Annotated in this window: 20 protein-coding genes; 6 read left to right on the forward strand and 14 right to left on the reverse strand. The window is 38.4% G+C overall.

Features of this window, described 5'->3' with window-relative positions:
- Window positions 1-61: 61 nt before the first annotated feature.
- The 13 genes from lpxA to rpsB all read right to left on the reverse strand — a co-directional run bounded on the left by lpxA (window position 62) and on the right by rpsB (window position 13,848).
- Window positions 62-850, reverse strand: coding sequence for an acyl-ACP--UDP-N-acetylglucosamine O-acyltransferase (lpxA, locus tag H4J65_RS10840; protein ID WP_182137649.1), 789 nt, complete (start codon window positions 848-850; stop codon window positions 62-64).
- A 1-nt stretch (window position 851) separates the two neighbouring features.
- On the reverse strand, window positions 852-1,304 hold the full coding sequence (gene fabZ, locus H4J65_RS10845) for a 3-hydroxyacyl-ACP dehydratase FabZ (RefSeq protein ID WP_182137648.1): 453 nt from the start codon (window positions 1,302-1,304) through the stop codon (window positions 852-854).
- A gap of 90 nt (window positions 1,305-1,394) precedes the next feature.
- On the reverse strand, window positions 1,395-2,417 hold the full coding sequence (lpxD, locus tag H4J65_RS10850; protein WP_182198163.1) for a UDP-3-O-(3-hydroxymyristoyl)glucosamine N-acyltransferase: 1,023 nt from the start codon (window positions 2,415-2,417) through the stop codon (window positions 1,395-1,397).
- 450 nt (window positions 2,418-2,867) lie between these two features.
- Complete coding sequence (locus H4J65_RS10855) at window positions 2,868-3,386, reverse strand: OmpH family outer membrane protein (protein WP_182137646.1); 519 nt, start codon at window positions 3,384-3,386, stop codon at window positions 2,868-2,870.
- A 141-nt stretch (window positions 3,387-3,527) separates the two neighbouring features.
- Window positions 3,528-6,002, reverse strand: a complete 2,475-nt coding sequence (gene bamA, locus H4J65_RS10860) for an outer membrane protein assembly factor BamA (protein ID WP_182198164.1) — start codon at window positions 6,000-6,002, stop codon at window positions 3,528-3,530.
- Window positions 6,003-6,031: 29 nt separating this feature from the next.
- Entirely contained in the window at window positions 6,032-7,387 is a 1,356-nt protein-coding gene (rseP, locus tag H4J65_RS10865; protein ID WP_182198165.1) for a sigma E protease regulator RseP, read from the reverse strand.
- A gap of 20 nt (window positions 7,388-7,407) precedes the next feature.
- Window positions 7,408-8,607, reverse strand: coding sequence for a 1-deoxy-D-xylulose-5-phosphate reductoisomerase (gene ispC / locus H4J65_RS10870; protein WP_182198166.1), 1,200 nt, complete (start codon window positions 8,605-8,607; stop codon window positions 7,408-7,410).
- A gap of 5 nt (window positions 8,608-8,612) precedes the next feature.
- The gene (locus tag H4J65_RS10875) at window positions 8,613-9,479 is read right to left on the reverse strand and encodes a phosphatidate cytidylyltransferase (protein WP_182198167.1); all 867 of its coding nucleotides are present in this window, start codon (window positions 9,477-9,479) and stop codon (window positions 8,613-8,615) included.
- A gap of 193 nt (window positions 9,480-9,672) precedes the next feature.
- Window positions 9,673-10,440 (reverse strand): isoprenyl transferase, encoded by a 768-nt coding sequence (locus tag H4J65_RS10880; protein WP_310649933.1) that lies wholly within the window; start codon window positions 10,438-10,440, stop codon window positions 9,673-9,675.
- A gap of 98 nt (window positions 10,441-10,538) precedes the next feature.
- Window positions 10,539-11,096 carry a ribosome recycling factor gene (frr, locus tag H4J65_RS10885; protein ID WP_182137640.1) on the reverse strand — a complete coding sequence of 186 codons (558 nt, stop codon included), beginning with the start codon at window positions 11,094-11,096 and terminating at the stop codon, window positions 10,539-10,541.
- Between the two features lie 19 nt (window positions 11,097-11,115).
- Window positions 11,116-11,856 carry a UMP kinase gene (gene pyrH, locus H4J65_RS10890; RefSeq protein WP_182137639.1) on the reverse strand — a complete coding sequence of 247 codons (741 nt, stop codon included), beginning with the start codon at window positions 11,854-11,856 and terminating at the stop codon, window positions 11,116-11,118.
- A 296-nt stretch (window positions 11,857-12,152) separates the two neighbouring features.
- Complete coding sequence (gene tsf, locus H4J65_RS10895; protein ID WP_182185707.1) at window positions 12,153-13,025, reverse strand: translation elongation factor Ts; 873 nt, start codon at window positions 13,023-13,025, stop codon at window positions 12,153-12,155.
- A 94-nt stretch (window positions 13,026-13,119) separates the two neighbouring features.
- Complete coding sequence (rpsB, locus tag H4J65_RS10900; protein WP_182137637.1) at window positions 13,120-13,848, reverse strand: 30S ribosomal protein S2; 729 nt, start codon at window positions 13,846-13,848, stop codon at window positions 13,120-13,122.
- A 373-nt stretch (window positions 13,849-14,221) separates the two neighbouring features.
- Between rpsB and H4J65_RS10905 the strand changes: the two genes are divergently transcribed.
- From H4J65_RS10905 to H4J65_RS10925, 5 genes are all read left to right on the forward strand, one after another.
- A complete protein-coding gene (locus H4J65_RS10905) occupies window positions 14,222-14,848 on the forward strand; it encodes a hypothetical protein (protein ID WP_182198168.1) in 627 nt (208 codons plus the stop codon).
- Between the two features lie 385 nt (window positions 14,849-15,233).
- Window positions 15,234-16,022, forward strand: coding sequence for a type I methionyl aminopeptidase (map, locus tag H4J65_RS10910; protein ID WP_182198169.1), 789 nt, complete (start codon window positions 15,234-15,236; stop codon window positions 16,020-16,022).
- A gap of 112 nt (window positions 16,023-16,134) precedes the next feature.
- Complete coding sequence (glnD, locus tag H4J65_RS10915) at window positions 16,135-18,759, forward strand: [protein-PII] uridylyltransferase (protein WP_259363351.1); 2,625 nt, start codon at window positions 16,135-16,137, stop codon at window positions 18,757-18,759.
- A gap of 30 nt (window positions 18,760-18,789) precedes the next feature.
- A complete protein-coding gene (gene dapD, locus H4J65_RS10920; RefSeq protein WP_182198170.1) occupies window positions 18,790-19,620 on the forward strand; it encodes a 2,3,4,5-tetrahydropyridine-2,6-dicarboxylate N-succinyltransferase in 831 nt (276 codons plus the stop codon).
- A gap of 696 nt (window positions 19,621-20,316) precedes the next feature.
- Window positions 20,317-22,227 carry a methyl-accepting chemotaxis protein gene (locus H4J65_RS10925; RefSeq protein WP_182198171.1) on the forward strand — a complete coding sequence of 637 codons (1,911 nt, stop codon included), beginning with the start codon at window positions 20,317-20,319 and terminating at the stop codon, window positions 22,225-22,227.
- Between the two features lie 253 nt (window positions 22,228-22,480).
- On the opposite strand, the gene truC is transcribed toward H4J65_RS10925, so the two are convergent.
- Window positions 22,481-23,233, reverse strand: coding sequence for a tRNA pseudouridine(65) synthase TruC (gene truC, locus H4J65_RS10930; RefSeq protein WP_182198172.1), 753 nt, complete (start codon window positions 23,231-23,233; stop codon window positions 22,481-22,483).
- A gap of 407 nt (window positions 23,234-23,640) precedes the next feature.
- Here truC and H4J65_RS10935 point away from each other — a divergent pair, with 407 nt between their 5' ends.
- Window positions 23,641-24,681, forward strand: coding sequence for a DUF3549 family protein (locus H4J65_RS10935; protein WP_182198173.1), 1,041 nt, complete (start codon window positions 23,641-23,643; stop codon window positions 24,679-24,681).
- The last annotated feature ends 1 nt before the right edge of the window (window position 24,682 follow it).

A 24,682-nucleotide genomic window follows, 5' to 3' on the forward strand; every position in this document is an offset into this window, starting at 1 on the left:
TTCACTACTCGGTAAGTTATTGTCAGTTAACGGTTTTGAATTCACTTTAATCACAGGAAAATCAACGGATAATACCGCGGCTTGAATTTTTAATAAAGTCAGTGAAGAAGGTTAATTCAGCTAGACTTGCATCCCCTTCAGCAATTTTTTTCATGGCTTCATCAACCGTTAAGCCTTGGCGATAAACCGCTTTATAAGCACGTTTAATATGCAAGATAACCTCTTTATCAAAACCACGGCGTTTTAAGCCTTCACTATTTAAACCAAAAGGTTTTGCCGGTTGGCCTGAGGCCATAACATAAGGAGGAATATCTTTAAGAATTAAAGAATTGGCGCCAACAAAACAATGCGCGCCAATATGACAGAACTGATGCACACCGGTCATACCGCCAATAATGGCATGGTCGCCAACGTGAACATGGCCTGCAATTGACGCACCGTTTGCCAAGATACAGTGGCTGCCAACCATACAGTCATGCGCAACATGGGTGTAAGCCATAAATAAATTGTTGCTACCAATTTGCGTGAGATTATTGTCTTGAATAGTACCGCGATGCACGGTGCAGTATTCACGAAAAACATTGTTGTCCCCGATCACCAATTCTGTTGGCTCACCGGCATATTTCAAATCTTGGCAATCTTCACCAATCGAAGCAAATTGGAAAATACGATTGCCATTACCAATAGTCGTTGGGCCATTAATAACTACGTGTGAACTTATCTGACAATTATCACCAATAACAACATTCGCTGCGATATGAGTCCATGGTCCAATGTTAACATTTTTGCCAATAACGGCCCCAGCTTCAATAATAGCCTGCGGATGGATCAATGACGTTGAATTTATCATATTATATTGCTCTTCTTGCGCACATTAAATCCGCAGAACATACCACTTTGCCATCAACTTTAGCTTCGCCGTAAAACTTCCACATGCCACGGCGCTCTTTAATAAGTTCTAAATGCAAATGCATGGTATCTCCAGGATGAACGGGCTTTTTAAATTTTGCTTTATCAATTGAGGCAAATAAAAACAATTCACCATCGACTTTATCTGCAACTGATTTAAAGCCTAGAATACCGCTAGCCTGCGCCAGCGCCTCAAGAATAAGTACGCCTGGAAAGATAGAATAGCTTGGAAAATGTCCCATAAATGCAGGCTCATTGACTGTGACGTTTTTTATCGCATGGATTGACTTTCCAGGCGTATAATCAAGTACACGATCAACTAATAAAAACGGGTAACGATGTGGAATGATCTGTTTAATTCCTTCAACATCGATAATATTATTTTGCGATTCCAAAATTTATTCCTTTATGTATTTAATTATGACGTTTAAGTGCAAGTTTTTACTCATCGTCATTAACTTAATGAATTCTTTCGTTAGCGAGAATTATTTCAATTGAGATAATTCTTTTTCTACTGTACTTAAGCGTTTAGTTAACGATTCAAGTTTTTTAATTCTTGCGTTATTTTTATGCCATTCTTTATTGGGTTGACATGGCATGCCAGATGAATAAACCCCTGGCTCAGATATCGCTTTTGTTACCATGGTCATACCGGTAAATACACAGTTATCAGCGATGCTAATATGACCATTTATACCAACAAGGCCAGCAATAACGCAATTTTTTCCAACCTCAGTACTGCCAGCAATAACACTACAAGCCGCCATGGCGGTATTCTCACCGATTACCACATTATGAGCAATCTGAATTTGATTATCTAAAATAACGCCATTATTAATAATAGTGTCACCTAAAGCGCCACGATCTATTGTTGTGCTCGCCCCTATTTCGACATTATCGCCAATAATAACTGTGCCTAATTGCGGTATCTTCACCCAACTGCCATTATTATTTGCATAACCAAAACCGTCGGAACCAATAACGGTATTAGCATGCACTGAGCAATTTTTACCGATAACCACGCCATGATAAATACTAACGTTAGACCAAATACTAGAGTTAGCACCTATTTGAGCGCCAATACCAATAAAAGTCCCTGCACCTATACTGACGCCGTTTGCAATATTCACACCGGCTTCAATCACCGCATTAGCACCAATAGTCACGCCTTCACCAATAATAGCGCCATCATCGATAGCAGCACTGGCGTGAATGCTGTGGGCAGGTTTTGGTGTTGTATCAAGTAACTGCGCAACTAAAGCATAGCCCATGTAAGGGTTACCCATGACCAAGGCATTAGTTTGACATTTTTCCGCGTCAGCTTCGGTGACAATAACGGCACTGGCATGAGTTGTTACTAATTGTTCACTGTATTTACTGTTCGCTAAAAAAGCGATTTGTCCGGATGATGCCCCAGCTAAGGTGGCAATACTCAATATTTCACATTGTTCATCGCCTTGAACAACAGCCCCTATTTTTTCTGCAATGTCTGCAAGAATGTAACTCATAAGCATCAACTTTTTATATGTTGTCTAAGGTAAAGTTTAAAGTAGCCGTTATAACAGGCAGGTAAATTAATTGTTCAGCTTCAAATCGTCTAAGTAGCACACTGTTTCGTTGTGCACTATCACATCCGTTAACTATTTCAACAATGTGCTGCGACTTTTTTCTATTGGCTTACATAGACGTACAAGTATTGACTTATACTGTAGAGCCATCTTCTTACATGGGTGTAAGTCATCAGCGTATGTAGCAGCAATTATCCGTATTGAACATGACTCTTTGTCTCATTGAATGTAGTCAATTATTTAATCCATTTCGACTTAAAGAAAAGTGCTAGCCATCTTAGGGCTAAACGCAATATTCCGAATCAACTTGATTCGGAATATTAAATAGGCGAGAAAGCAAAGAATAAAGAACTGTATTAGTTTTTATTCAAACTGCCTGACAATAAATTATTACTTCAGTACACTAACTTGCTTAACCACTTCTGCTGTGATGGCAGAGTCTGGTTTTGAATAAACTACGGCACTTTGCTCAAGTACTAAATCATAATCACCTTTTGCAGCAATATTGTCTATTGCTTGGCGAACCAATGCGATGATTTTATTAGTTTCTTCGTTTTTACGCGCACCAGTTTTTTCCTGAAACTCTTTGCCTTTCGCTTGATAATCTTGATAAAGCGTACCAATTTGAGCTTCTAAATCTGCAATATCTTTAGCACTCATCAAAGAACTATCGCGTTTGCGCTTTTCTTGAAGGTACTTAATATCTGTCTCAAGTTTTGATAACACAGCTTGTTCGTCTTTAAACTCTTCGCCTAGACTTTTCATTATTGCTGCAGTTTGTGGAATTTTACCCATAACTTCTTGAAAGTTAACTACACCAATTTTTTGCTCTGCTGCCATAGCTGAACTTGCTAATAAAAACCCTGATGCTGCAGTAGCCATAGCGATAGATTTAATCAAATTTTTCAATTTTTACTCCTAAAATATTGTTCAATATTTTTATTTAATTTTGTTATGCGGTAGTTATACCGCCTCAGTTAATTTGGTTCAAGCCTATTTATTTAAAGGAAGCTAAATTATGTCAATTAACAGCCTTTATTTAAGCAAAACTTAAAACGTTTGGCCGATATTAAAGCTAAAGAATTCGGTATCATCGCTTTCAATTTCTTTCAATGTTTTAGCAAAACTAAAAATCATTGGCCCCATGGGTGATAACCACTGTACAGATAATCCTGCTGACGCGCGATAGCGACCTGCATCTGAGTAGTCATCAATTTTTTCACGCTCAATGCTATTCAAGTCTTTGTAGCTGTTTAAATCAAATTCGGTATCCCAAACATTACCGGCATCAATAAATATACTTGTGCGAACACTGTTACTAAAGCCTTCATCTAAAAATGGCGTTGGTACGATAAGTTCAAGACCTGCAATAGCAATAGCATTACCACCAACAGAACGTCTAGAGGTTTGAATGAAATCGTGATCAGGACCTAAACAACAGCCACCATTAGAGCCAACTGAATCCGGTGTTCCTGGAATTGAAGTTGGTCGGCGATATATGGCACGTGGTCCGACAATATTTGACTCAAAACCTCTTAAAGTGCCAGAGCCACCCGCTCTAAAGTTTTCCCAAAATGGTAAAACTTGATCGTTGCCTTCGACAGAACCATAACCATTACCATAACCTAGCTGAAACTTAGCTAAAACAGTCCAGCGTTGGTCCTGGGTTAACGGAAAATACCATTTAGTATCTAAGTTAATTTTAAAATAATTCACGTCTGAGTTAGGCGTGGTCATCTTATAAGATAAACTTTGTTGCGAGCCGGCAGTAGGAAATGTTCCGCGATTCAGCGTTGAACGTGATATGGCGGCATTAATATCAAAGTTCTCAAAATTTAACCCACCATCAGGATCATCAGGATCTGAATATAATTCATAAAACTTCTGAATTTGTTCGTAAGACTCTAAGCGAGTAATACCATTATTCTTATAACCTGCACCAAAACTTAAGCGCACATACTCGTTAATAGGAAAACCTAAGGTAATACCCGCACCGTAAGTTTTATTATTATACTCAACTAAGTTGGCATTACCGGCGTCAAACTCTTGATAGAAAAGATTACCGCCTAACGAAACACCGTCAACCGTAAAATAAGGGTCGGTGTAAGAAACATTGGCACTTTTTGAGTAGCTTGAGGTATTAATACTAAAACCTAAGCGATTACCCGTACCTAAAAAGTTATTTTGCTGGATACCCGCGTTTAAACTTAACTGTGTCGTTGAGCCATAACCAATACCGGCGGTAAATGAACCCGATGGTTGTTCTTTCACTTCAAAGTCAATATCAACGAGGTCGTCTTCACCAGGTAATTGGTTAGTTTGAAATTCAACCGTTTCCATATAAGGCAAACGTTGTAACCAAGCTTTTGAGCCTTCAACGAGATTGTTAGATAACCAAGCACCTTCCATTTGACGCATTTCACGGCGTAAAACGCTCTCAGAGGTGACATTATTGCCTTTAAAGTTAATGCGATTAACATAAACTCGTTTACCCGGATCGACAGACAACACCAGTTTCACGGTTTTGTTTTCTTCATCAATTTCAGGAATAGTCACCACTTTTGGATAGGCATAACCATAACGACCTAAAAACTTGCTGACTAACTCTTCTGAGTAAGTCACCAGCGCACCATTATAAAGTTCTTCCGTTTTAATCGGGGTAATGGCACGAATAGTTTTTTCAAAGCCGGCCATATCACCAATAAAGTCAACTTCACTAACGGTATAAATCTCGCCCTCAGTAACATTAAGCGTGATGTATACCGCTTCTTTATTCGGTGTCATTGATACTTGTGTTGAATCAACTTTATATTGCAAATAACCTCGGTCGAGGTAGTAGCTTTTAATGGTTTCCATATCACCTTGCAAGGTTTGCTTTTGATAGCGATCTTGCGCCATAAAGTCCCACCAAGGTGAATCATAAGTTAATTCAATGCGCTCGAGCAACTCGGTATCTGAAAACTTTTCATTACCAACAATATTGATTTGCTCTATCGCTGCAGCATCACCTTCTTTAAAAACAAAGTCGATGTTAACGCGGTTACGCGGCAAGTGAGTGACATTGGCTTTAACATCAGCGTTGTATTTACCCACACTGTGATAAAAATCTTCTAAACCGACTTCAAGACCTGAAATAACGGTCATATCTAGCGTTTCACCAACACGAATATCACTGCCGTCAAGGCTTTCGATTAATTGCTCTTCTTTGAGATCTTTATTACCATCAAAAGTAATGGCACTAATCGTTGCTCTTTCTCGGACCCGATAAATAACAGCATTAGCATCTCTTGAGACCACAACGTCACTGAAGTGGCCAGACTTATAAAGTGCCTTAATTGATTGTGATACACGAAACTCGTTTAAGTTATCACCAACATTGAATGGGATATGAGTTAAGGCCGCTCCTAGCGCAACACGCTGTAGGCCTTTAACTTGAATATCTTCTACTTGAAAATCGTCAGCCGCTTGCACTGATGTTCCCAAACTACCTAATAATACCGCCAGGGCAAGTTTTTTAATAATCATAAAATATTAACTTTATATACTTCTTTTAGTTATAATCGCGATAAATCGTTAAATATGGCGATACTCATTAAGCTTAGTAACGCTATAGTACCAAATTTAAAACCTATTTCTTGTATTTTTTCTGGCACGGGTTTCCCCGTTAAAAGCTCGATAAAATAGTAAAACAAATGTCCTCCATCTAAAACAGGTAAAGGTAAAAGATTAATTATGCCAAGGTTGATACTAATAAGCGCTAAAAAGCCCAGAAAGTAGACAAAGCCATAACTAGCGCTATTACCTGCACCTTGTGCAATTGATATTGGGCCACTTAAATTTTTAACTGATACGTCACCGGTAATTAACTTACCAATCATATCAAAACTTAATGTTACTAAATTCCATGTTTTTACCACACTTTGTTCAAGTGCAGATATTGGACCATAAGCTTGTTCAAATAAATATTCTTTTGGATAGGGATCCGATATCGGCTGTACGCCTAAATAACCAATCACCTTACCTTGCTGCGTTTTTGCCTCAGGTTGAACGTTAAGCGTTAATTCTTTACCATTTCGTAATACCCTAACCGGAATATTTTTGTCTGGATAGAGTTTAATTTGATCAGAAAACTTCTGCCATTGACCATTAATGTTTTCACCCGCAATCGAAAGTAATTCATCACCTACGGCTAATCCTGCTTTTGCTGCTGGGCTACCTGCTGCAACAACGGCTAACTTTGCTTGTACATTAGCCCGATATGGCATAAAACCTAAACTGGCTATCGAGGATTCTTTTTCCGGAGCAAATATCCAGTTTTTGGTATTTAAGTTAAAGTCTTGACTTGATGTTCTATCAGCGGTTTTTACCGTAAAGATAATATTGTTGTCACCTATTGCACTGACTAACGCTAAATTAACCGCTTGCCAGTCTAAGGTTTCCTGCCCTGAAATAGCAATTATTTCACTATTTTTTGGTAAGTTAGCTTCACTAGCAATTGAACCCGCAGTTACCTCACCAATAATAGGCTTTACGCTTGGCACACCAATTAAAAACATTAAATAGAAAGCGACAATAGCAAAGCCAAAATTAGCAAAAGGCCCAGCGGCTATAATGGCAATGCGTTGATACACTGACTTGGCATTAAAGGTGCGACTTATTTGTGCTTCGCTTACGTCATCGACTCGACTATCGAGCATTTTTACGTATCCGCCCAGTGGTATCATGGCGATAACAAACTCAGTGCCGTGACGGTCGACTTTACGCCAAATGGCTTTACCAAAACCGATAGAAAAGCGGTCTACTTGCACACCGTTTTTACGTGCGACCCAAAAATGACCGTATTCGTGAACGGTAATTAAAATACCCAGTGCAACAACAAAAGACACAAGATTCCATATAAACTCTAACATGCTACTACTCTTTAATTACGCTAATGCTTGGCTTGAGTTATCAGTGATTGTGCGAAGACTCTAACATTTTTATCCAAAGCAACAACCTCTTCAATTGAAGTCACCTTTTCTGAGACAAATTTATTGACAGAAGTTTCATTTATTTTTGCAATATCAGTAAATTTTATTTTTTCGTTTAAAAAAGCATCAACGGCTATTTCATTGGCGGCATTCAGTGCCGTACATGCACCTTGGCCACTTTTACAGGCATCAATGGCTAACTTTAAATTCGGGTACTTAACCAAGTCGACGGCTTGAAATTCTAATGATTTAGCTGCGAAAAAATCAAAGGGTGCGACGCCAGATTCAATGCGTTGTGGAAAACTTAATGCATGCGCAATCGGTGTACGCATATCAGGATTACCCATTTGAGCAATAACAGAGCCATCTTTATATTGCACCATAGAGTGAATAGTACTTTGCGGGTGCAGCACAACTTGAATATCATCAGGGTCAAGATTAAACAGCCATTTGGCCTCAATAAACTCTAGGCCTTTATTCATCATAGTAGCTGAATCAACCGATATTTTACGGCCCATATCCCAATTAGGATGTGCACAAGCCTGTGCAGGAGTCACATGCTCTAACTCATGACTCTCCCAGGTTCTAAACGGTCCACCTGAGCCCGTTAATAAGACTTTACTCACCCCGTTATCAGCTAGGTCACAATAACCTGGTTGTTGTTGTGCCCTTAAGGGTAAACACTGAAATATTGCATTGTGTTCGCTATCAATCGGCAAAAGCTGGGCGCCAAATTCTTTTACGGCTTCAATAAATATGGCGCCAGAAGTCACTAAAGCTTCCTTATTAGCGAGCAACACTTTTTTACCGGCTTTTACTGCTGCTAATGTCGGCAACAAGCCTGAAGCACCGACAATGGCTGCCATGACGGTGTCAGTAATCGGGTCTTGTGCGATGGTTTCAAGCGCAGAAGTACCTGAGGTCACCTCAATGTTAATAAGTTTTGCGACAATCAATTTTTTAACAAGCAGTTCGGCATGTATTTCAGAGACCATAACGACTTTATTAGGTTGAAACTCTAGGCATTGATTGAACATATCATCAACGCTTGAATAAGCCGACAAACTCACAATATCAAATTTTTCAGGATGCAATCGCACAACATCTAAGGTGCTTTTGCCAATGGATCCGGTAGAGCCTAGAATACACAATTTTTGCATTTATGCTACCAACCCAAATATACGTAACATAACGCATAGATAGGTGCTGTTGCGGTTAAACTGTCAATACGGTCAAGTACTCCACCGTGCCCTGGCAATATGGTACCACTGTCTTTCACACCCGCTTGACGTTTAAACATACTTTCATTTAAATCACCCAAGACAGAAATAGTGGTAATTAAAATCGTTACGGGTATTACAACGCGATACTGCGCTATAGACCAATCAATAATATAACCGGCAACTGCCACCATAACACAGGCAAAAATAACCCCGCCTAAGAAACCTTCTAAGGTTTTACCTGGGCTGACATTGGGTAACAGTTTGCGCTTGCCAATAGACTTGCCAACAAAGTAAGCACCAACGTCAGCACTCCACACCATGAGAAGCAGGAACATCAACAATTGCGCGCCATGGTAACTGTCTACTTGATAATCGCTACTTCTAAGCACCATAAAAGCCAACCACGTAGGAATTAACGTTAAACAGCCAAAAATTCCGCGCACCGAGCGATGACTTGACCAAAATGCGCTATAGCGTGGGTATAAAAAGGTTAAACCTGCAGACAACAACCACCAAGCAACAGCTAACCATAACACTATATTGGCTTGCTCAAGTAAAAGCTTTGGCGCATGCCACAATTGCTCAAGCGGTAAAAAATGCCATAATGTTGCTATTAATATACTGGTGATCCCCACAAAAGCTAATCGGCGACGCTTGTTGGCAAAACCCATTAAGGGTCCCCATTCCCAAGCACCAATAGCCATAACAACTAGCATTACTGCTGCAAAGTTAATTAGAGATAAATAAAAAATCGCCCAAATCGCAGCGGGTGCGAGTATTAATGCAGTTATAATGCGTTGTTTTAACAAACGATATTCCTTAAATTGTGTTATAGCAACTTGATTAATGACCGGTTAATTTTTACTGGTTAAAATGAAAAAATACGGCGTTATAAAACTTATCAGTAGAATAACTACTGACTAAATTTTATGCCTGGTATTTATCCATTTTTCCTCATTAAAAAGTAGATCATTTGGTTAATCAAATTGTTATTAAGTATTTTTAGTTTTTATTAGTTACTTGTTCACCCGTTTGACCAAAACGTCGTTCTCGTTGGTCAAACACAGTAATCGCTTTTATAAACTCTTTTTCATTGAAGTCTGGCCATAAGATATCGGTAAAATATAACTCTGCATAGGCTGCTTGCCAAAGCAAAAAATTACTTATGCGATAATCGCCACCTGTTCTGATCAATAAATCTAATTCAGGTAACTGCGCCAAACTTGTTTGTTCGTGCAGTGCGGCTTCGGTAATCTCATCAGCGGTGATTTCTTGACGTGCTACTTTTTCTGCCAATTTTTTTGCTGCGTGAGTGATATCCCAACGACCACCATAGTTAGCGGCGATTGATAATACCATACCAGTATTTTCAGCCGTTAAAGCTTCTGAGTCTTGGATCATTTTCTGCAATTTGCTGGAAAACTTACTCAAGTCACCAATCACATTAAATTTAATACCATTTTTATGCAATCGTTTAACTTCTCGAGTTAACACAAACATAAACAGATCCATCAAAACGCCAACTTCACTTTCGGGCCGTTGCCAGTTTTCGCTACTAAAGGCGAATAAGGTCAACGCTTTAACACCGCTTTTTGCTGCCGTAGCGACTGAAGATCTCACTGACTCAACACCAGACTTATGCCCTGCTGCGCGTTTTTTCCCTCTTAACTGCGCCCAACGGCCATTACCATCCATAATAATAGCAATATGCTGAGGTATTTTTGCCTCTGCTGCTAGCAAGGGGTTAATTTGGTTATCTGTTTTACTCACATACTCTCCATAGTAAGCTTAACGCTGAGTATTAAATTGGTCTATGCAAAAACGCCGTAGTCATTATCTACGGCGTTATGGATTAAGCAATGAAAATTTTAAATTTCCATTAATTCCTTCTCTTTAACGGTCAAAATATCATCAACTTGTTTAATAAACGTGTCAGTAATCTTTTGTATGTCATCTTCCGCTTGATGCATTTCGTCTTCACTGACTTCTTTTTCTTTATTCAATGATTTAATGTCAGTATTTGCATCACGACGGATATTACGTACCGCAACTTTACCGCCTTCTGCCTCAGCACGAACGACTTTAACTAAGTCTTTACGTCGTTCCTCGGTTAGCGCCGGTAAAGGAATACGAATTAACGTACCTTGTGATGACGGGTTAAGCCCTAAGTCAGACTTTAAAATGGCTTTTTCAACTGCACCAATCATACCTTTGTCAAATACGGTAATAGCTAGAGTACGTGCGTCTGGCACAGCGATATTACCCACTTGGTTAAGCGGTGTGTCCATACCGTAATATGAGACAACAATATTATCGAGTAATGAACGATGTGCTCGCCCAGTACGTACTTTGTTCAAACTAATTTTTAATGACTCGATACTTTTCGCCATTCTTTCTTGAGCGTCTTGTTTTATTTCGTTTATCACTATTTTATTCCTGCACTAATTAATTTAAATTTTTGGCGTGATCTATCGTTGTACCTTCATCACCACCCATAATGACGGACTTTAATGCGCCAGGTTTATTCATATTAAACACACGTAGCGTCATACTGTGATCACGCGCTAGCGTAAAAGCAGCTAAATCCATCACTTGTAATTCTTTTTCTAAAACGTCTTGATAGGTTAAATGGCTATATAAGGTTGCATCTGGATTGGCCACAGGATCTTCTGAGTAAATGCCGTCAACCTTGGTCGCTTTTAACACCACGTCCGCTTCAATTTCAATACCACGTAAACACGCTGCTGAATCAGTGGTAAAAAATGGGTTGCCTGTGCCAGCACTAAAAATAACTACACGGCCAGATTTTAATAAGCTAATAGCTTCAGCCCAATTATAGCGGTCACAAACACCAGCTAAATCGATTGCTGACATTAAACGCGTATTAACAAAAGCACGATGTAAAGCGTCACGCATAGCTAAGCCATTCATCACGGTTGCCAACATGCCCATTTGGTCACCCACAACACGATTCATGCCGGCTTCAGCCAGGCCTTTACCACGGAACAGATTACCACCGCCAATAACTAAGCCAACCTGAATGCCCATTTCGATTAATTCTTTTATTTCTTGTGCCATGCGATCCAATACTTTCGGATCTATGCCAAAACCTTCTTCGCCCATTAGGGCTTCACCACTAAGTTTTAAAAGAATTCGACGATACATTGGTTTGGGGTTGATGCTCATGTAATAAACATTCCTTAAGAATTTTTAAATTAAAATAGACTAGGTCTGATCGACCGCGACTATTTTAATACGTTTAGCCACGGTTCGAAAGTCAAATATGAAAAAAGTCTACCCTAGAAGCTATTTATCGTTTTTCACTGATAAAATAGTATGATATTTGAACAATAACTACACATTATCCAAAGTAGCTGACTTATTGTCGCCTGGATTACCTGCAAAATTTTGCCATAAAAAAAGCGCCAATTGGCGCTTTTTCAAGAAATTTGCTTTAACTCATATCAATTCACCAAGGTGAATTAAGCTTTAGCCGCAGCGATTTGTGCTTCAACTTCAGCAGCGAAATCTTCTTGTTTCTTCTCAATACCTTCACCAACTTCTAAACGAACAAAGTTAGCAACTGAAATGCCTTTCTCTTTTAAGATAACGCCGACAGTTTTCTTAGGTTCCATGATGAAAGGTTGACCGGTTAAAGATACTTCACCAGTGAATTTTTTCATACGACCAATAATTATTTTTTCAAGCAATTCTACAGGCTTTTTCTTGTTTTCTTCAAGCTTGTCATTTTCAATTTTTAAGATATCTAATTGAATCGCTTTTTCTTTTTCAACAACATCAGCAGGAACATCTTCAGGATTGATGTAATCAGGCTTGCTTGCAGCAACGTGCATAGCGATGTGCTTAAGTGCTTCTGCATCACCTTCACCAGCAACAACAACACCGATAGTAGCGCCGTGACTGTATGTCGCTAATGTAGTACCTTCAATGTATTCTACGCGACGAACATTGATGTTTTCACCAATTTTTGTCACTAGCGTAATGCGCTTTTCTTCGAATTGAGCTTGTAACTCTTCGATAGTTGCTTTAGCAGCAAGAGCGGCATCAGCAACTTCATTAGCAAAAGCTAGGAAGTTATTATCTTTTGCTACGAAATCAGTTTGGCAGTTAACTTCAACTAAAGCAGCAAGGCCACCTTCAGTTTTAATTAAGATTGTACCTTCAGCAGCGATATTACCCGCTTTTTTAGCCGCTTTCGCTTGGCCAGACTTACGCATATTTTCAATCGCAAGTTCCATATCGCCGTTAGCTTCTTGTAAAGCTTTTTTACAATCCATCATGCCCGCAGCTGTGCGTTGACGTAATTCTTTAACTTGTGCAGCAGTAATTGTCATGAAATTTTCCTCAATATAAAAAGTTATCAGTAATTACCACAACAACCAAAATTGTTGTGGTAATAACAGCATAAAACGTTACTTAAAACTGAATTTATTCAGTTTCAACAAAACCGTCTTTTTCAGCTTGTACTGCGATGTTTTGCTCGCGACCTGAAAGTACAGCGTTAGCTGCAGAATCTAAGTATAAGGTCACAGCGCGAATCGCATCATCGTTACCTGGAACGATGTAGTCAACGCCATCTGGATTTGAGTTTGTATCAACAACAGAAATTACTGGAATGCCTAAGTTGTTAGCTTCTTTAATAGAAATGTGCTCATGATCCGCATCAATAATAAATAAAACATCAGGTAAACCACCCATGTTTTTGATACCACCAAGGCTTTTCTCAAGTTTTTCCATTTCACGAGTACGCATTAAAGCTTCTTTTTTAGTAAGTGCTTCAAATGTACCGTCAGAACTTTGAGCTTCAAGATCTTTTAAACGTTTGATTGATTGACGTACTGTTTTCCAGTTAGTCAACATACCACCTAACCAACGGTGATTTACGTAAAATTGATCACATTTTATCGCTGCATCTTTTATAGCATCGCTTGCTGCGCGTTTAGTACCAACAAATAAAACTTTACCTTTCTTCGAAGAAACATTGCTTAATACAGCAAGAGCGTCGTTGAACATTGGTACAGTTTGTTCAAGGTTGATGATATGAACTTTATCACGAGCACCAAAAATGTATGATTTCATTTTTGGGTTCCAATAACGGGTTTTGTGACCGAAATGAACACCTGCTTTAAGCATATCGCGCATAGAAACGTTTGGCATGTTTTTTCCTTTGTGGGGTTAAGCGTTCATACATCCAATATACACGACCCTTATTGCGTTTTACTTATTGTAAATTCGCTGAGCACCCCGGTATATCTTTGCTAGATGTATGTGAGTTTAGTTTTAATGTACTGAATTTTTTCAATACCCTTTTTAGTGCTAAATATATTTGAAAAAATCAGCGAAGATTTAGACAAGCATCATCGACGACTCAGACAAACAATTTAACGGCGCACTTTATAACATATTCAAGAGCAATTAACTAGTTTTTAACTTGAAATTAAGCTTAATAATATTTTATTTTACTAAGGGCTAGGATCTTTAATACCAGCAAGTTAAAATTAGGCCACTTTTTTATCAGGCTCGTTAACTTATGTCATTGAACACACCAAATGCAGAACTTTTTTATATTTATGATAGTCATTGTCCTTGGAGCTATGCCTCTGCAGTATTAGTTGAAAAAGTGTTAAGTGCTTTTCCAAACATTACGCTTAGAGCTATGCACATAGGTTATTACGATGGCGACAACAAAGTATCAGCCACTACCCTTGCTGATGTAGGCGAATTTAGTCAAGTAGTGTTTGGTGCTAACTACCTTGATACACTCAATTACACAAAAGACTCAACTTTAGCCGCTAACTTAATGGCCTGGGTGCAAAACAAATCAGCAAAGTCTGCCTTTGAATTGTTGACGAAATTGCAGCATGCACATTTTGTTTTGGGTAATGAATTGACTGACCAAGAAAGCGTTAGTGATATTATTGACGAACTCAAGCTGTCACCACCGGCAAAGTGCCTGCAATCTAACAAGCTAACCAAAGATGCTGAATTTGCTATTCATGATATTATTGAAGTGCAGGAAATTATTGGCACACAAGCCATTCCAGCGATGTTACTAGCATGCAATGAGAGTTTGGTATTGTTAAATCACAACCTTTATTTAGAGAATCCTGAAGCCATAATAGAAGCCGTTAACATTGAATTAGAGAATTTATCTTAATGCTAAGTGATGACAACTTCGCGTTGTCATCACTATTTTTTAAAGGGTATTACCCTATAAAAATAGCCCAATAAACATCGTTCAATATGTAGAAAAAAGAACGCTAAAATTATTTTTACTGCTGCACAGTACTTTTTTCCATCGTTAATATTTACACGCTATACCTAGCAAACATCTGCTATTTGTTATTTAATTATTCACTCTAGCGTTTTACGATTGGGAATAAGTAACAAAAGCAGGTAAAATCACCCATAATTATTATTTACCTACGACCTAATTTTATTGCAATACAGTTTTTTGCAAGACTGTTTATTTCAATAAACAGTCTAAGTAGCTAATTAATTTATCCTATTCACATTATTTACAGAATCACGTTTGAGGTTTTATGACAATAACGATTAAAGATCAGCAAGAAATTCAAAAAATGAAAATTGCGGGAAAACTTGCTGCAGATGTATTGGAAATGATCGAACCTCACGTTCAGGCTGGCGTAACAACCGACCAGCTTAATACCTTATGTGCTGAATTTACTGACAAAGTACAAAATGCCATTTCGGCACCTTTAAATTACCATCATTTTCCAAAGTCCATTTGTACTTCAGTTAACCACGTGGTTTGCCACGGCATTCCCAATGACACGCCTTTAGTTGATGGCGATATACTCAACATTGATATTACCGTAATAAAAGATGGCTACCACGGTGACACCAGTAAAATGTTTTTAATTGGTGAAACGTCTGCTGAAGATAATCGTCTTTGTCGTATTACCCAAGAAGCACTTTATATCGGCATTAAAAAAGTTAAGCCCGGCAATACCTTTGGTGAAATAGGCACGGCTATTCAAAAATTCATCAAAAAATCGGGGCGTTATTCGATAGTCAAAGAATATTGTGGCCATGGTATAGGCACAGAATTCCATGAAGAACCGCAAATTGTTCATTATAAAAATAATGACAACGAAAAGATGCAAGAAGGCATGTGCTTTACCATCGAACCTATGATCAATTTAGGTCGTGCTAATACCTTGCTCGACAAAGAAGATAAATGGACGGTATATACCTTAGATGGTAAAAAATCAGCACAATGGGAACACACCCTTGTAGTGACCAAAACGGGTTGCGAAATATTAACCTTACGCAAAGATGACACCATTGCCCGAATATTACATAATTAAATCGTTAAATGGTTAAATGGTTAATAACTCAGTAACCATTAGTAATATTATAAATTAAAAGCTAATGGCAATATTAATAAAAAATATGAGAGCTAAATATGAGAGCTAATTGTTGAATACATCATCATTAATTCCAGATAAGTACATTGAGGCTCTCTCCGTTAGTGCCCCTTCATTAAATAGTTCACAAATATGTTTACTGAGTAATGAATTTCTTCAGTGGCAAAAAGAGCAGTTTCCCATTAGTGAAGTTACCTCGCTTGTTGCTGCTAGAGCTTTTTATGTTGATCTGATTTTAACCAAACTTTGGTGTCAGCACCATTTGGATGAATTTCAAATCAGTTTGGTTGCTGTTGGCGGTTATGGTCGCAAAGAGCTTCATCCCTATTCAGATGTTGATATTTTATTAATTACCCAAAATGTCGTAGCCGATGACTTAGCCGAAAAAATATCCGCTTTTATTACCCAACTTTGGGATGTAAAACTTGATATAGGCCATAGCGTTCGCAACATAAAAGAATGTCTAAATCAAGCAATTGACGATGTTACCATCGCGACAAACTTGATGGAATTGCGACAAATTTGCGGTAATAATGCCTTAGTGTCTCAATTACAACCCTTGTTGATTGAAGACATCTTTTGGACCTCTGAAAAGTTTTTTCTTGCCAAGCGTAATGAACAGTATCAACGTCATCAACAATACCATGGCGCATCTTATACCCTCGAACCTAACTTGAAAGCTAACCCTGGTGGTTTACGCGACATTCAAACTATTGGCTGGGTCGCCAAACGTCATTTTATGGCAGATACGCTTGAGCAATTGATTGACCATAACTACCTCACCACTAATGAATTTTTTGAACTGCTTGAGTGTCAAGATTATTTATGGCGCATGCGCTGTGCATTGCACTTTATCGCTGGACGTAATGAAAACCGCTTACTGTTTGACTACCAGGCTGATGTTGCTGAGTTAATGGGTTTTGGCGATGGTGGCAAGCTTGCTATCGAACGGATGATGAAACGATTTTTCCGTATTATATCGCGTGTTTCAGAGTTAAATAGAATGCTATTGCAGCATTTTGAATACGCGATATTAAACGAAAAAAAACACAGTAAGAAAATAGTGCTTAATGATGACTTTGTCATTATTGATGGTCAAATCAAGGTCTGTGATAAACGAGTTTTTACCCGTTCAACCATGATCATGGAAATGTTTTTACTGATTGCCCAACATAAAGAGATTACTGACTTACATCCAGAGACTTTACGCTTAATGCGTAATGCGCGCCGGCGATTAGTATCAGGTATGATTGACTATGCTCGCTGCCGGGAAATCTTTATCGCGTTAATTAAACACCCTCGCGGTTTAGGCCTAGCGTTTACACTTATGCACCGCCATTCTATTATTGGTGCTTACTTACCGCTATGGCGAAATATTGTTGGCCAAATGCAGTTTGATTTATTTCATGCCTATTCTGTCGACGAGCACAGTTATCGTTTATTAAAAAACTTGTACCGTTTTAGCCAAGTAAAACATAATAATGAATACCCTTTGTGCAGCAAAATTGTTCAACGTGTTCGTAAACCTGAGCTATTATATCTTGCCGGTATATTTCATGATATTGCTAAAGGTCGTGGTGGTGATCATGCAAAACTTGGCGCGATTGACGCGTTAAATTTTGCTAAAATCCATAAATTAGGTGATCACGACGGTCGAATGATCGCTTGGCTAGTAGAAAAACATTTATTAATGTCAGTTACCGCTCAGCGCAGAGATATTTCTGACCCTGAAGTCATTAAAACTTTTGGCACGATTGTACGAGACGAAGCTCACTTAGACTACTTATACTGTTTAACTGTCGCTGACATGCGTGCCACCAACGAAAGTTTATGGAATAGTTGGAAAGCTAATCTACTGGAAGATTTATATTATAGTACTAAACGAGCCTTTAGACGTGGTCTTGAAAAGCCAGTTGATTTAAGAGCAAAAATTAGAGAAAATCAACAACAAGCTATTGAAATTTTAAAAGTAGAATCACTTGATCAAGAGCGCTTAAAACAATTATGGAAAGAGTTTAAAGCCGACTACTTTTTACGTTATTCTCCTGAACAAATTGCTTGGCACTCTAAGCATATTTTGTCGCACAACAAAGTTAAGCCCTTGGTCATTATTAGTCCAAAACCTTATCGTGGTGGCACAGAAGTATTTGTTTATACAAAGGATAAACCTAATATATTTTTCAATATTGTTTCATTACTTGGCGCAAAAAAACTGTCCATACATGATGCAAAAATAACTACTAATAAGTCTGGCTTCACTGCTAACACCTTTGTGGTCTTAGATAACCGTAATAAAGCCATTAATGATAGTGCTAGAGCCCTGACCATAGCGCGTTCGTTAAGCGTTAAATTAGCGTCAAAAGAAATCCGTATCAAGCCTAAGCCTTTAGCGAAACGCTTTCGCCAATTTAAAGTACCAACACATGTCAGTTTTATCGACGGTACAGCAAAAAACCGGACGATATTAGATATAGTGGCTTTAGATCATCCCGGTTTATTGGCTAATATTGCTACTATTTTTCAAAAATGTAACATACAAATACATTCAGCTAAAATCACCACATTCGGCGAAAAAGCTGAGGATGTTTTTACCATTTCAAATAATGACAATAAAATACTAACCACAGAGCAAAAAAACGTATTAGAAGCGATGCTTTGCGCTGATAGTCACCGATAAACTTTAGCAAATTAATCTTAGGAATTTTTGATGTTAGCATTACAAACAATTATTGAACAAGCGTTTGAAGAGCGTATGAACATTACGCCTGCCACTGTCTCTACTGAAGTAAAACAAGCGGTATTAGATGCATTAGCGGCATTAAACAATGGCTCAGCGCGCGTTGCAGAAAAAATTTCGGGTGAATGGGTTGTACACCAGTGGCTTAAAAAAGCTGTGTTACTCTCATTTAGAATTTGGGATAACGAAGTTATCGACGGCGCAGAAAGCACATTTTTCGACAAAGTGCCGATGAAATATACTGATTATAGCCATGCCGATTTTGTTGCTGATGGTGTCAGAGTTGTACCGGGTGCGTCAGTGCGTACCGGTAGTTTTATTGGTAAAAATGTTGTGGTAATGCCAAGTTTCGTTAACATTGGTGCCTATGTAGATGAAGGCTGTATGGTAGACGCTTGGGCAACGGTTGGCTCTTGTGCACAAATTGGTAAAAACGTGCATCTATCAGGTGGCGTTGGCATTGGCGGCGTACTTGAACCGCTACAAGCCGGACCAACCATCATTGAAGACAATTGCTTTATTGGCGCTCGTTCAGAAATTGTTGAAGGCGTTGTGGTTGAAGAAGGTGCCGTAATTTCAATGGGCGTTTATATCGGTCAAAGTACGCGTATTTATGACCGAGAAACTGGTGAAGTGCATTACGGTCGAGTACCAGCAGGTTCAGTTGTTGTGCCAGGTAACCTTCCCTCTAAATGTGGTACCTATAGCTTATATGCAGCGATAATCGTTAAAAAAGTTGATGCAAAAACACGTGCTAAAGTAGGTATTAATGCCCTACTTCGCTCGGTATCTGAAGAGTAATTTTCTGCTTTAACTGTTAACCTTAACTTGTGTAGTGTTGTTAAGTACACTGCACAAGTTTCATGAAAATATTATCACCTCTTAAATAAAACCCTGTTTGTTAACACCTTGCTTCTCATCTAGATTGACTAAATAAATTTTCTACATTTCTGCTCAGCACCATAAACCCAATGCTTAAAAAGCGCTTTAAATCGAAAGTTCATCAACAAGTCAAAGCACTATAATATCAAGCAAGAAGGTCAAATAATCTAACTTAGTCAAATTTATAATTGCCCTAAGCTTTGCCACTATAACGCTTACCACTATCACCTTTGCAATCATCAAGCTAAGTAAACTTTATTATCAATAAAAACATCATAATTTACTGCTACAAATAGAGATAAAAACGCCATTAAGTAACCTATCTATTAAACTGCTCTCTGTTAATGCCTAGCGGCTTGTAGGCAGTTAATCAGCCTAATTAGCGGCAGACAAAAAATAATAGATTTTTGCTGGTGCTAATTAGATAAAATCAGTATCAGCTCATGCCGAATTTATAGCTGAATGATTGTTTTTTTAATGGTGAGAATACAAGCATATGTTAAACTAGAAAAAATTTATAGCGAACACTTGTTATACCCCCGTTATAACAGAGTTTTATTGTCAAATCGCCGTAACAGCAAAGTCTACAGAAAACTTACCCATAGGAACTCTTTAATGAGATTTTTCACCACCCTTTCTATCCGATCTAAACTGGTGATTGCCATGTTAATGGCTGTCGTCATATCTACTAGCATTGTCGGATTTGTCGGTCACTCAAAAGCTAAAGAGCTACTTATTTCTCGACTGCAGCATTCCGACTTACCTAACCTTTTGCTGCGCGTTCGCAATGCTGTGGATGGAGAGATTTCAGAAATGAAAGTGCTGACAAAATCCATTGCAACAAACCCCTTTTTGCTTGATTGGATAAAGTCTGGTGCGAGTGCAGACAATGATACTAACGTTATAAAAATGTTAGATAAAATAGCTAAAGATAACAACTTGAGTAATGCATCTTTTGCCGATCGTAAAACAGCTAAATATTGGAACCAAGATGGTTTTCTTCGTGTACTTAAAGATGACAATATTGATGGTTGGTTTTTTGCGTTCACCAATGGAAACAAAGAAGAGTCCGCAAGTACCTACGAATACCCTAATGGTAATGTCGATGTGTTTATCAACTATCAGCAGCTGAACGGAAGAGGTATATCCGGATTGTCAAAGTCATTTAATGACATGGTGAGTTATTTAAATAGCTTTAAAATTGAAGAGTCTGGCTTTGTTTATCTTGTGAATGATTCAGGGTTAGTGAAAATTCATAAAGATAAGGAAAAAAGTGACAAAACAAAACTCACTGATCTTTACAGTAATATAAACGCTCAAATTCTTTTATCCCAAAAAGAATTTGCCTTCCAAGAAACCGAAAATTTAATTATTGCGACTAGCTATATCTCAAGCCTTGGCTGGTATGTGGTTGCAGAAGTTCCAAAAGCTGAGCTTTACTTAGCATTGAACGAATCTCGAAATTACATGCTTATATGGTTTGGTATTATTGTTGTTGTGTTTATCTTTATCAGTATCATCTTAGCAAAAAGTTTAACCAAACCTATTAACGATCTTGCACGAGTATTCAGTGAATTAGGTGATGGAGAAGGCGATCTTAGTTACCGACTAAGTGAAAGCGGTAGTGATGAGGTATCGCGTTTAGCTCATGGTTTTAATACCTTTATCAATAAAATACATGCTGTGGTTAATGATGTGTCCACCACATCGAAAAGTGTTCGCCAAGCCGCTATTAAAGTTTCTCAAGATGCAGAACAATCAAGATTAGATGCCGAAAGTCAGCGTGATATTGCAACGCAAGTTGCAACAGCCATTAGTCAAATGGGTTCAACCATCAGCGAAATTGCCGAAAATGCCGCCCATGCAGCAGACTCGACAAATGAAGCAACAACTCAAGCTAAGCATGCGCAAATTGTTGTTAAAGATTCCACTGAAAATATTGACCAGATGGCTCAGAAGATGGAGTCAGTATCGACTACCATTGCGTCGTTAGCCGAAAAGAGCAATGCAATTGGTAGTGTTCTTGATGTTATTCGTGGCATTTCAGAGCAAACAAACTTGCTGGCCTTAAATGCCGCTATTGAGGCAGCTCGAGCTGGCGAACAGGGTCGTGGTTTTGCTGTTGTCGCTGATGAAGTACGCAACTTGGCGAAGCGCACCAGCGAGGCAACAGATGAAATTAATAAAATGATCAACCTGTTACAGACGGAATCTAAGCGAGCGGTAGAGGGTATAAGAGAAAGTAAAGAGACTGCCGAAATTGGGGTAACTGATGCTCAGCAGACCACAGAAGCACTCAATGAAATTGTTGCAAATATTCAACAAATTTCAGATTTAAACACTCAGGTCGCCACGGCAACAGAAGAGCAAGCCGCGGTCGTTGGTGAAATTAATACTCATGTGCATGCGATTAGTGATAGTACAGAAAATAGTGCACAAATATCAACCCGCATAGCCTCTTCAAGTGAATCGTTAACCGCAATGGCAATGAACTTAGATAGCTTAGTAGAACGATTTAAAATATAAGAAAAGTTTAATAACTGCTAATAGCAAGATCTAAGCAGGTGTGTAAATTCAGAGCACCTTAGCTTTCTATATTGTTATGCAAGCGTTAACGCCATAGAATATATAGGCTGATACCCACTATCATTTAAGGTAGTGGGTATCAAGCTAACGTAGTTAGGTTAAATCCTGCAACAAAAAATGAGGATGTAAATTAACAGCCCCGTGATTCGTTAGATTGAGACAAATAATACACCACGACTGTAAAAGCCGAGTATTACCATTTAAAGACATTAAATATCTGCTGCCATTGTTCATCAAACTCAGCTTCAATTAACATTTCTAGCCCTGTTACGGGGTGAATAAACTCCACCTGTTTAGCCATTAACATTAAACGTTTAAAACCAAAGTGTTCACCAAAAAATGGATTTTGCTTATTGTCACCATAATTTATATCACCAATGATAGGGTGGCGTAAATGAGCGAGATGTCGACGAATTTGGTGACGGCGTCCCGTATGAGGTTGACATTTAATTAACGAATATCGCACGCTTGCATAATTACCTAAGGGCACCGGCAATGACGCAATAGCGACTGACTTGTAAAATGTTTCTGCACTTTGCGCTTCTTTAGCACGGCTAACATTTTTATCTCCTAAATCATCAAGCTTTTCTTTTAATGGGTGATCAATAACCCCTTCATTTAGCAAATGTCCCCGCGTTAAGGCAAAATAAGTTTTTTTTATCTTCCTCTCGCTAAACGCTTGCCCCATTAAGCGAGCTACATCCTGGGTTAAGGCAAATAACAACACACCTGATGTGGGTCTATCAAGCCGATGTAATGGGTAAACATATTGGCCAATTTGATCACGAATAAGTTGTAAAGCAAAGTAAATTTCATCTTTGTCCATAAAGCTTCGGTGGACAAAAAGCCCTGGGGGTTTATCAACAGCCACAAGATATTCATCTTGATATAAAATTTTCAATAGTGGTTTTTCAACAATTACCGTACCCGCATTTTTAATTGTCATGTTAATTTATTTTTCTCTCTGATATTAACTTTTATTGCTCAAAATAATCTGGTTAATACCTCACAGGCCAAATGGTCAATATTCGTTATTGTTGTATTGTTGTATTGTTGTATTGTTGTTATTAATCGTTCGATAAAAATAGTACTTAGCCAATTTAGCGGTCAAAAATAGATTTTTACCTTCTCAAATTTAGTGCTGGATCTATTAACGTCACAGCAGTGCTACTTTAAGTGCTAAATAGAAATTGTGCAGTATAAATTTTATAGATAGAAGATAATAATCATTGCCGTTAACTAAAATCACAGGATAAAGATTAACGGTGGAGTTAAAGCAGCGTTATCTCTATAATGTTGAGCCATAACAACACCTAGCCACTTATCAAACTTTTAATAGCGACAGTAGATTCTATGAGTATAACTTCGGACACTATTTCTTCAATTTCAGCATTACTGAACTTATCAGATTCTCAATATTGTATTTACGACATCGGTCGTCGAGTAGATAAAATATCAATAGAGCAATTTGAACAAATTGAAGCAGCTCAACTGCCTTACCCCTTTCCAATTCAAGGTCATGCAATGCTTGCCATTGCATTTTGGCAAAAGCAATCTACTAGCCCTTACTTATGGTTTGTCAAACTACCGTTAGATGAACGAGGCCTATTAAATCAAGGAGCTAGGAATCATTTTATTGCCATTATTGTTGAAGCCTTAGGTGAAAACCTTACGGTAAATCCAACCGAGCAACAAGAAGCGTTACTGAAGAAAAATCCTTATCACTTTACACCGGCCCAGTATAAATTAGCCGCGATAAATAGTGTTTTGTCAACGTCGCTTAAACAAGCGGCCAGCAAGTTTTATGCACCTGCACAACGTTACTTATCGGGTGTCAACGGATGGGAAGCTTGGCAAGACCTTGGGGTACAAGGTTTATCTGACTTTGCCTTTCGACTCAACGAAGCTAACAACAGTGAGGTTTTAACCAACGCTTTAAGTTACTTGCCTGAACAAGTACTTGTTCCCTTATCTTCTGCACTTGAAAACGTTAGCTTACCTGTTGACGTTATTGAGCAAATAACACTACGTTTTCAACAAGCACAAACCAGTAACAATACAGTCATTACCATTGCATTGTTACGTGCACTTGCATCGAGTACTGAGCACACTTATAGTCAAAACCTGCTGAGTAACTTAATCACTAATCAAAGGTTAGACGAAGATATACTGATTATTATTGCGGGTCGTTTATGGCCAATATTAAGTACGGAAAACATGCTTTCCGCCTACTTAGAGCATTTAATAAAAGATAAAAACAAGGCCTTATTTTCAGCAATATTTAAAGATTTAGTTGCAATACCGACGATACGCCCCGTACTATTGCAAGCCATTCGTTCACCAAAACGCAGCCCTGATTTGGCCCAAGCCATTGGCACGCTTTTTAAACCATAGG

This window comes from Colwellia sp. MB02u-9, from assembly GCF_014077085.1.
In the GTDB taxonomy this organism is placed as follows: Bacteria; Pseudomonadota; Gammaproteobacteria; order Enterobacterales; family Alteromonadaceae; genus Cognaticolwellia.

What these genes read in the sequence shown, in the direction of transcription:
- lpxA (WP_182137649.1), bottom strand. Translation starts at nt 850, where the DNA reads ATGATAAATTCAACGTCATTGATCCATCCGCAGGCTATTATTGAAGCT.
- lpxD (WP_182198163.1), bottom strand. Translation starts at nt 2,417, where the DNA reads ATGAGTTACATTCTTGCAGACATTGCAGAAAAAATAGGGGCTGTTGTT.
- bamA (WP_182198164.1), bottom strand. Translation starts at nt 6,002, where the DNA reads ATGATTATTAAAAAACTTGCCCTGGCGGTATTATTAGGTAGTTTGGGA.
- rseP (WP_182198165.1), bottom strand. Translation starts at nt 7,387, where the DNA reads ATGTTAGAGTTTATATGGAATCTTGTGTCTTTTGTTGTTGCACTGGGT.
- ispC (WP_182198166.1), bottom strand. Translation starts at nt 8,607, where the DNA reads ATGCAAAAATTGTGTATTCTAGGCTCTACCGGATCCATTGGCAAAAGC.
- pyrH (WP_182137639.1), bottom strand. Translation starts at nt 11,856, where the DNA reads ATGAGCATCAACCCCAAACCAATGTATCGTCGAATTCTTTTAAAACTT.
- tsf (WP_182185707.1), bottom strand. Translation starts at nt 13,025, where the DNA reads ATGACAATTACTGCTGCACAAGTTAAAGAATTACGTCAACGCACAGCT.
- rpsB (WP_182137637.1), bottom strand. Translation starts at nt 13,848, where the DNA reads ATGCCAAACGTTTCTATGCGCGATATGCTTAAAGCAGGTGTTCATTTC.
- H4J65_RS10905 (WP_182198168.1), top strand. Translation starts at nt 14,222, where the DNA reads ATGTCATTGAACACACCAAATGCAGAACTTTTTTATATTTATGATAGT.
- map (WP_182198169.1), top strand. Translation starts at nt 15,234, where the DNA reads ATGACAATAACGATTAAAGATCAGCAAGAAATTCAAAAAATGAAAATT.
- dapD (WP_182198170.1), top strand. Translation starts at nt 18,790, where the DNA reads ATGTTAGCATTACAAACAATTATTGAACAAGCGTTTGAAGAGCGTATG.
- H4J65_RS10925 (WP_182198171.1), top strand. Translation starts at nt 20,317, where the DNA reads ATGAGATTTTTCACCACCCTTTCTATCCGATCTAAACTGGTGATTGCC.
- truC (WP_182198172.1), bottom strand. Translation starts at nt 23,233, where the DNA reads ATGACAATTAAAAATGCGGGTACGGTAATTGTTGAAAAACCACTATTG.
- H4J65_RS10935 (WP_182198173.1), top strand. Translation starts at nt 23,641, where the DNA reads ATGAGTATAACTTCGGACACTATTTCTTCAATTTCAGCATTACTGAAC.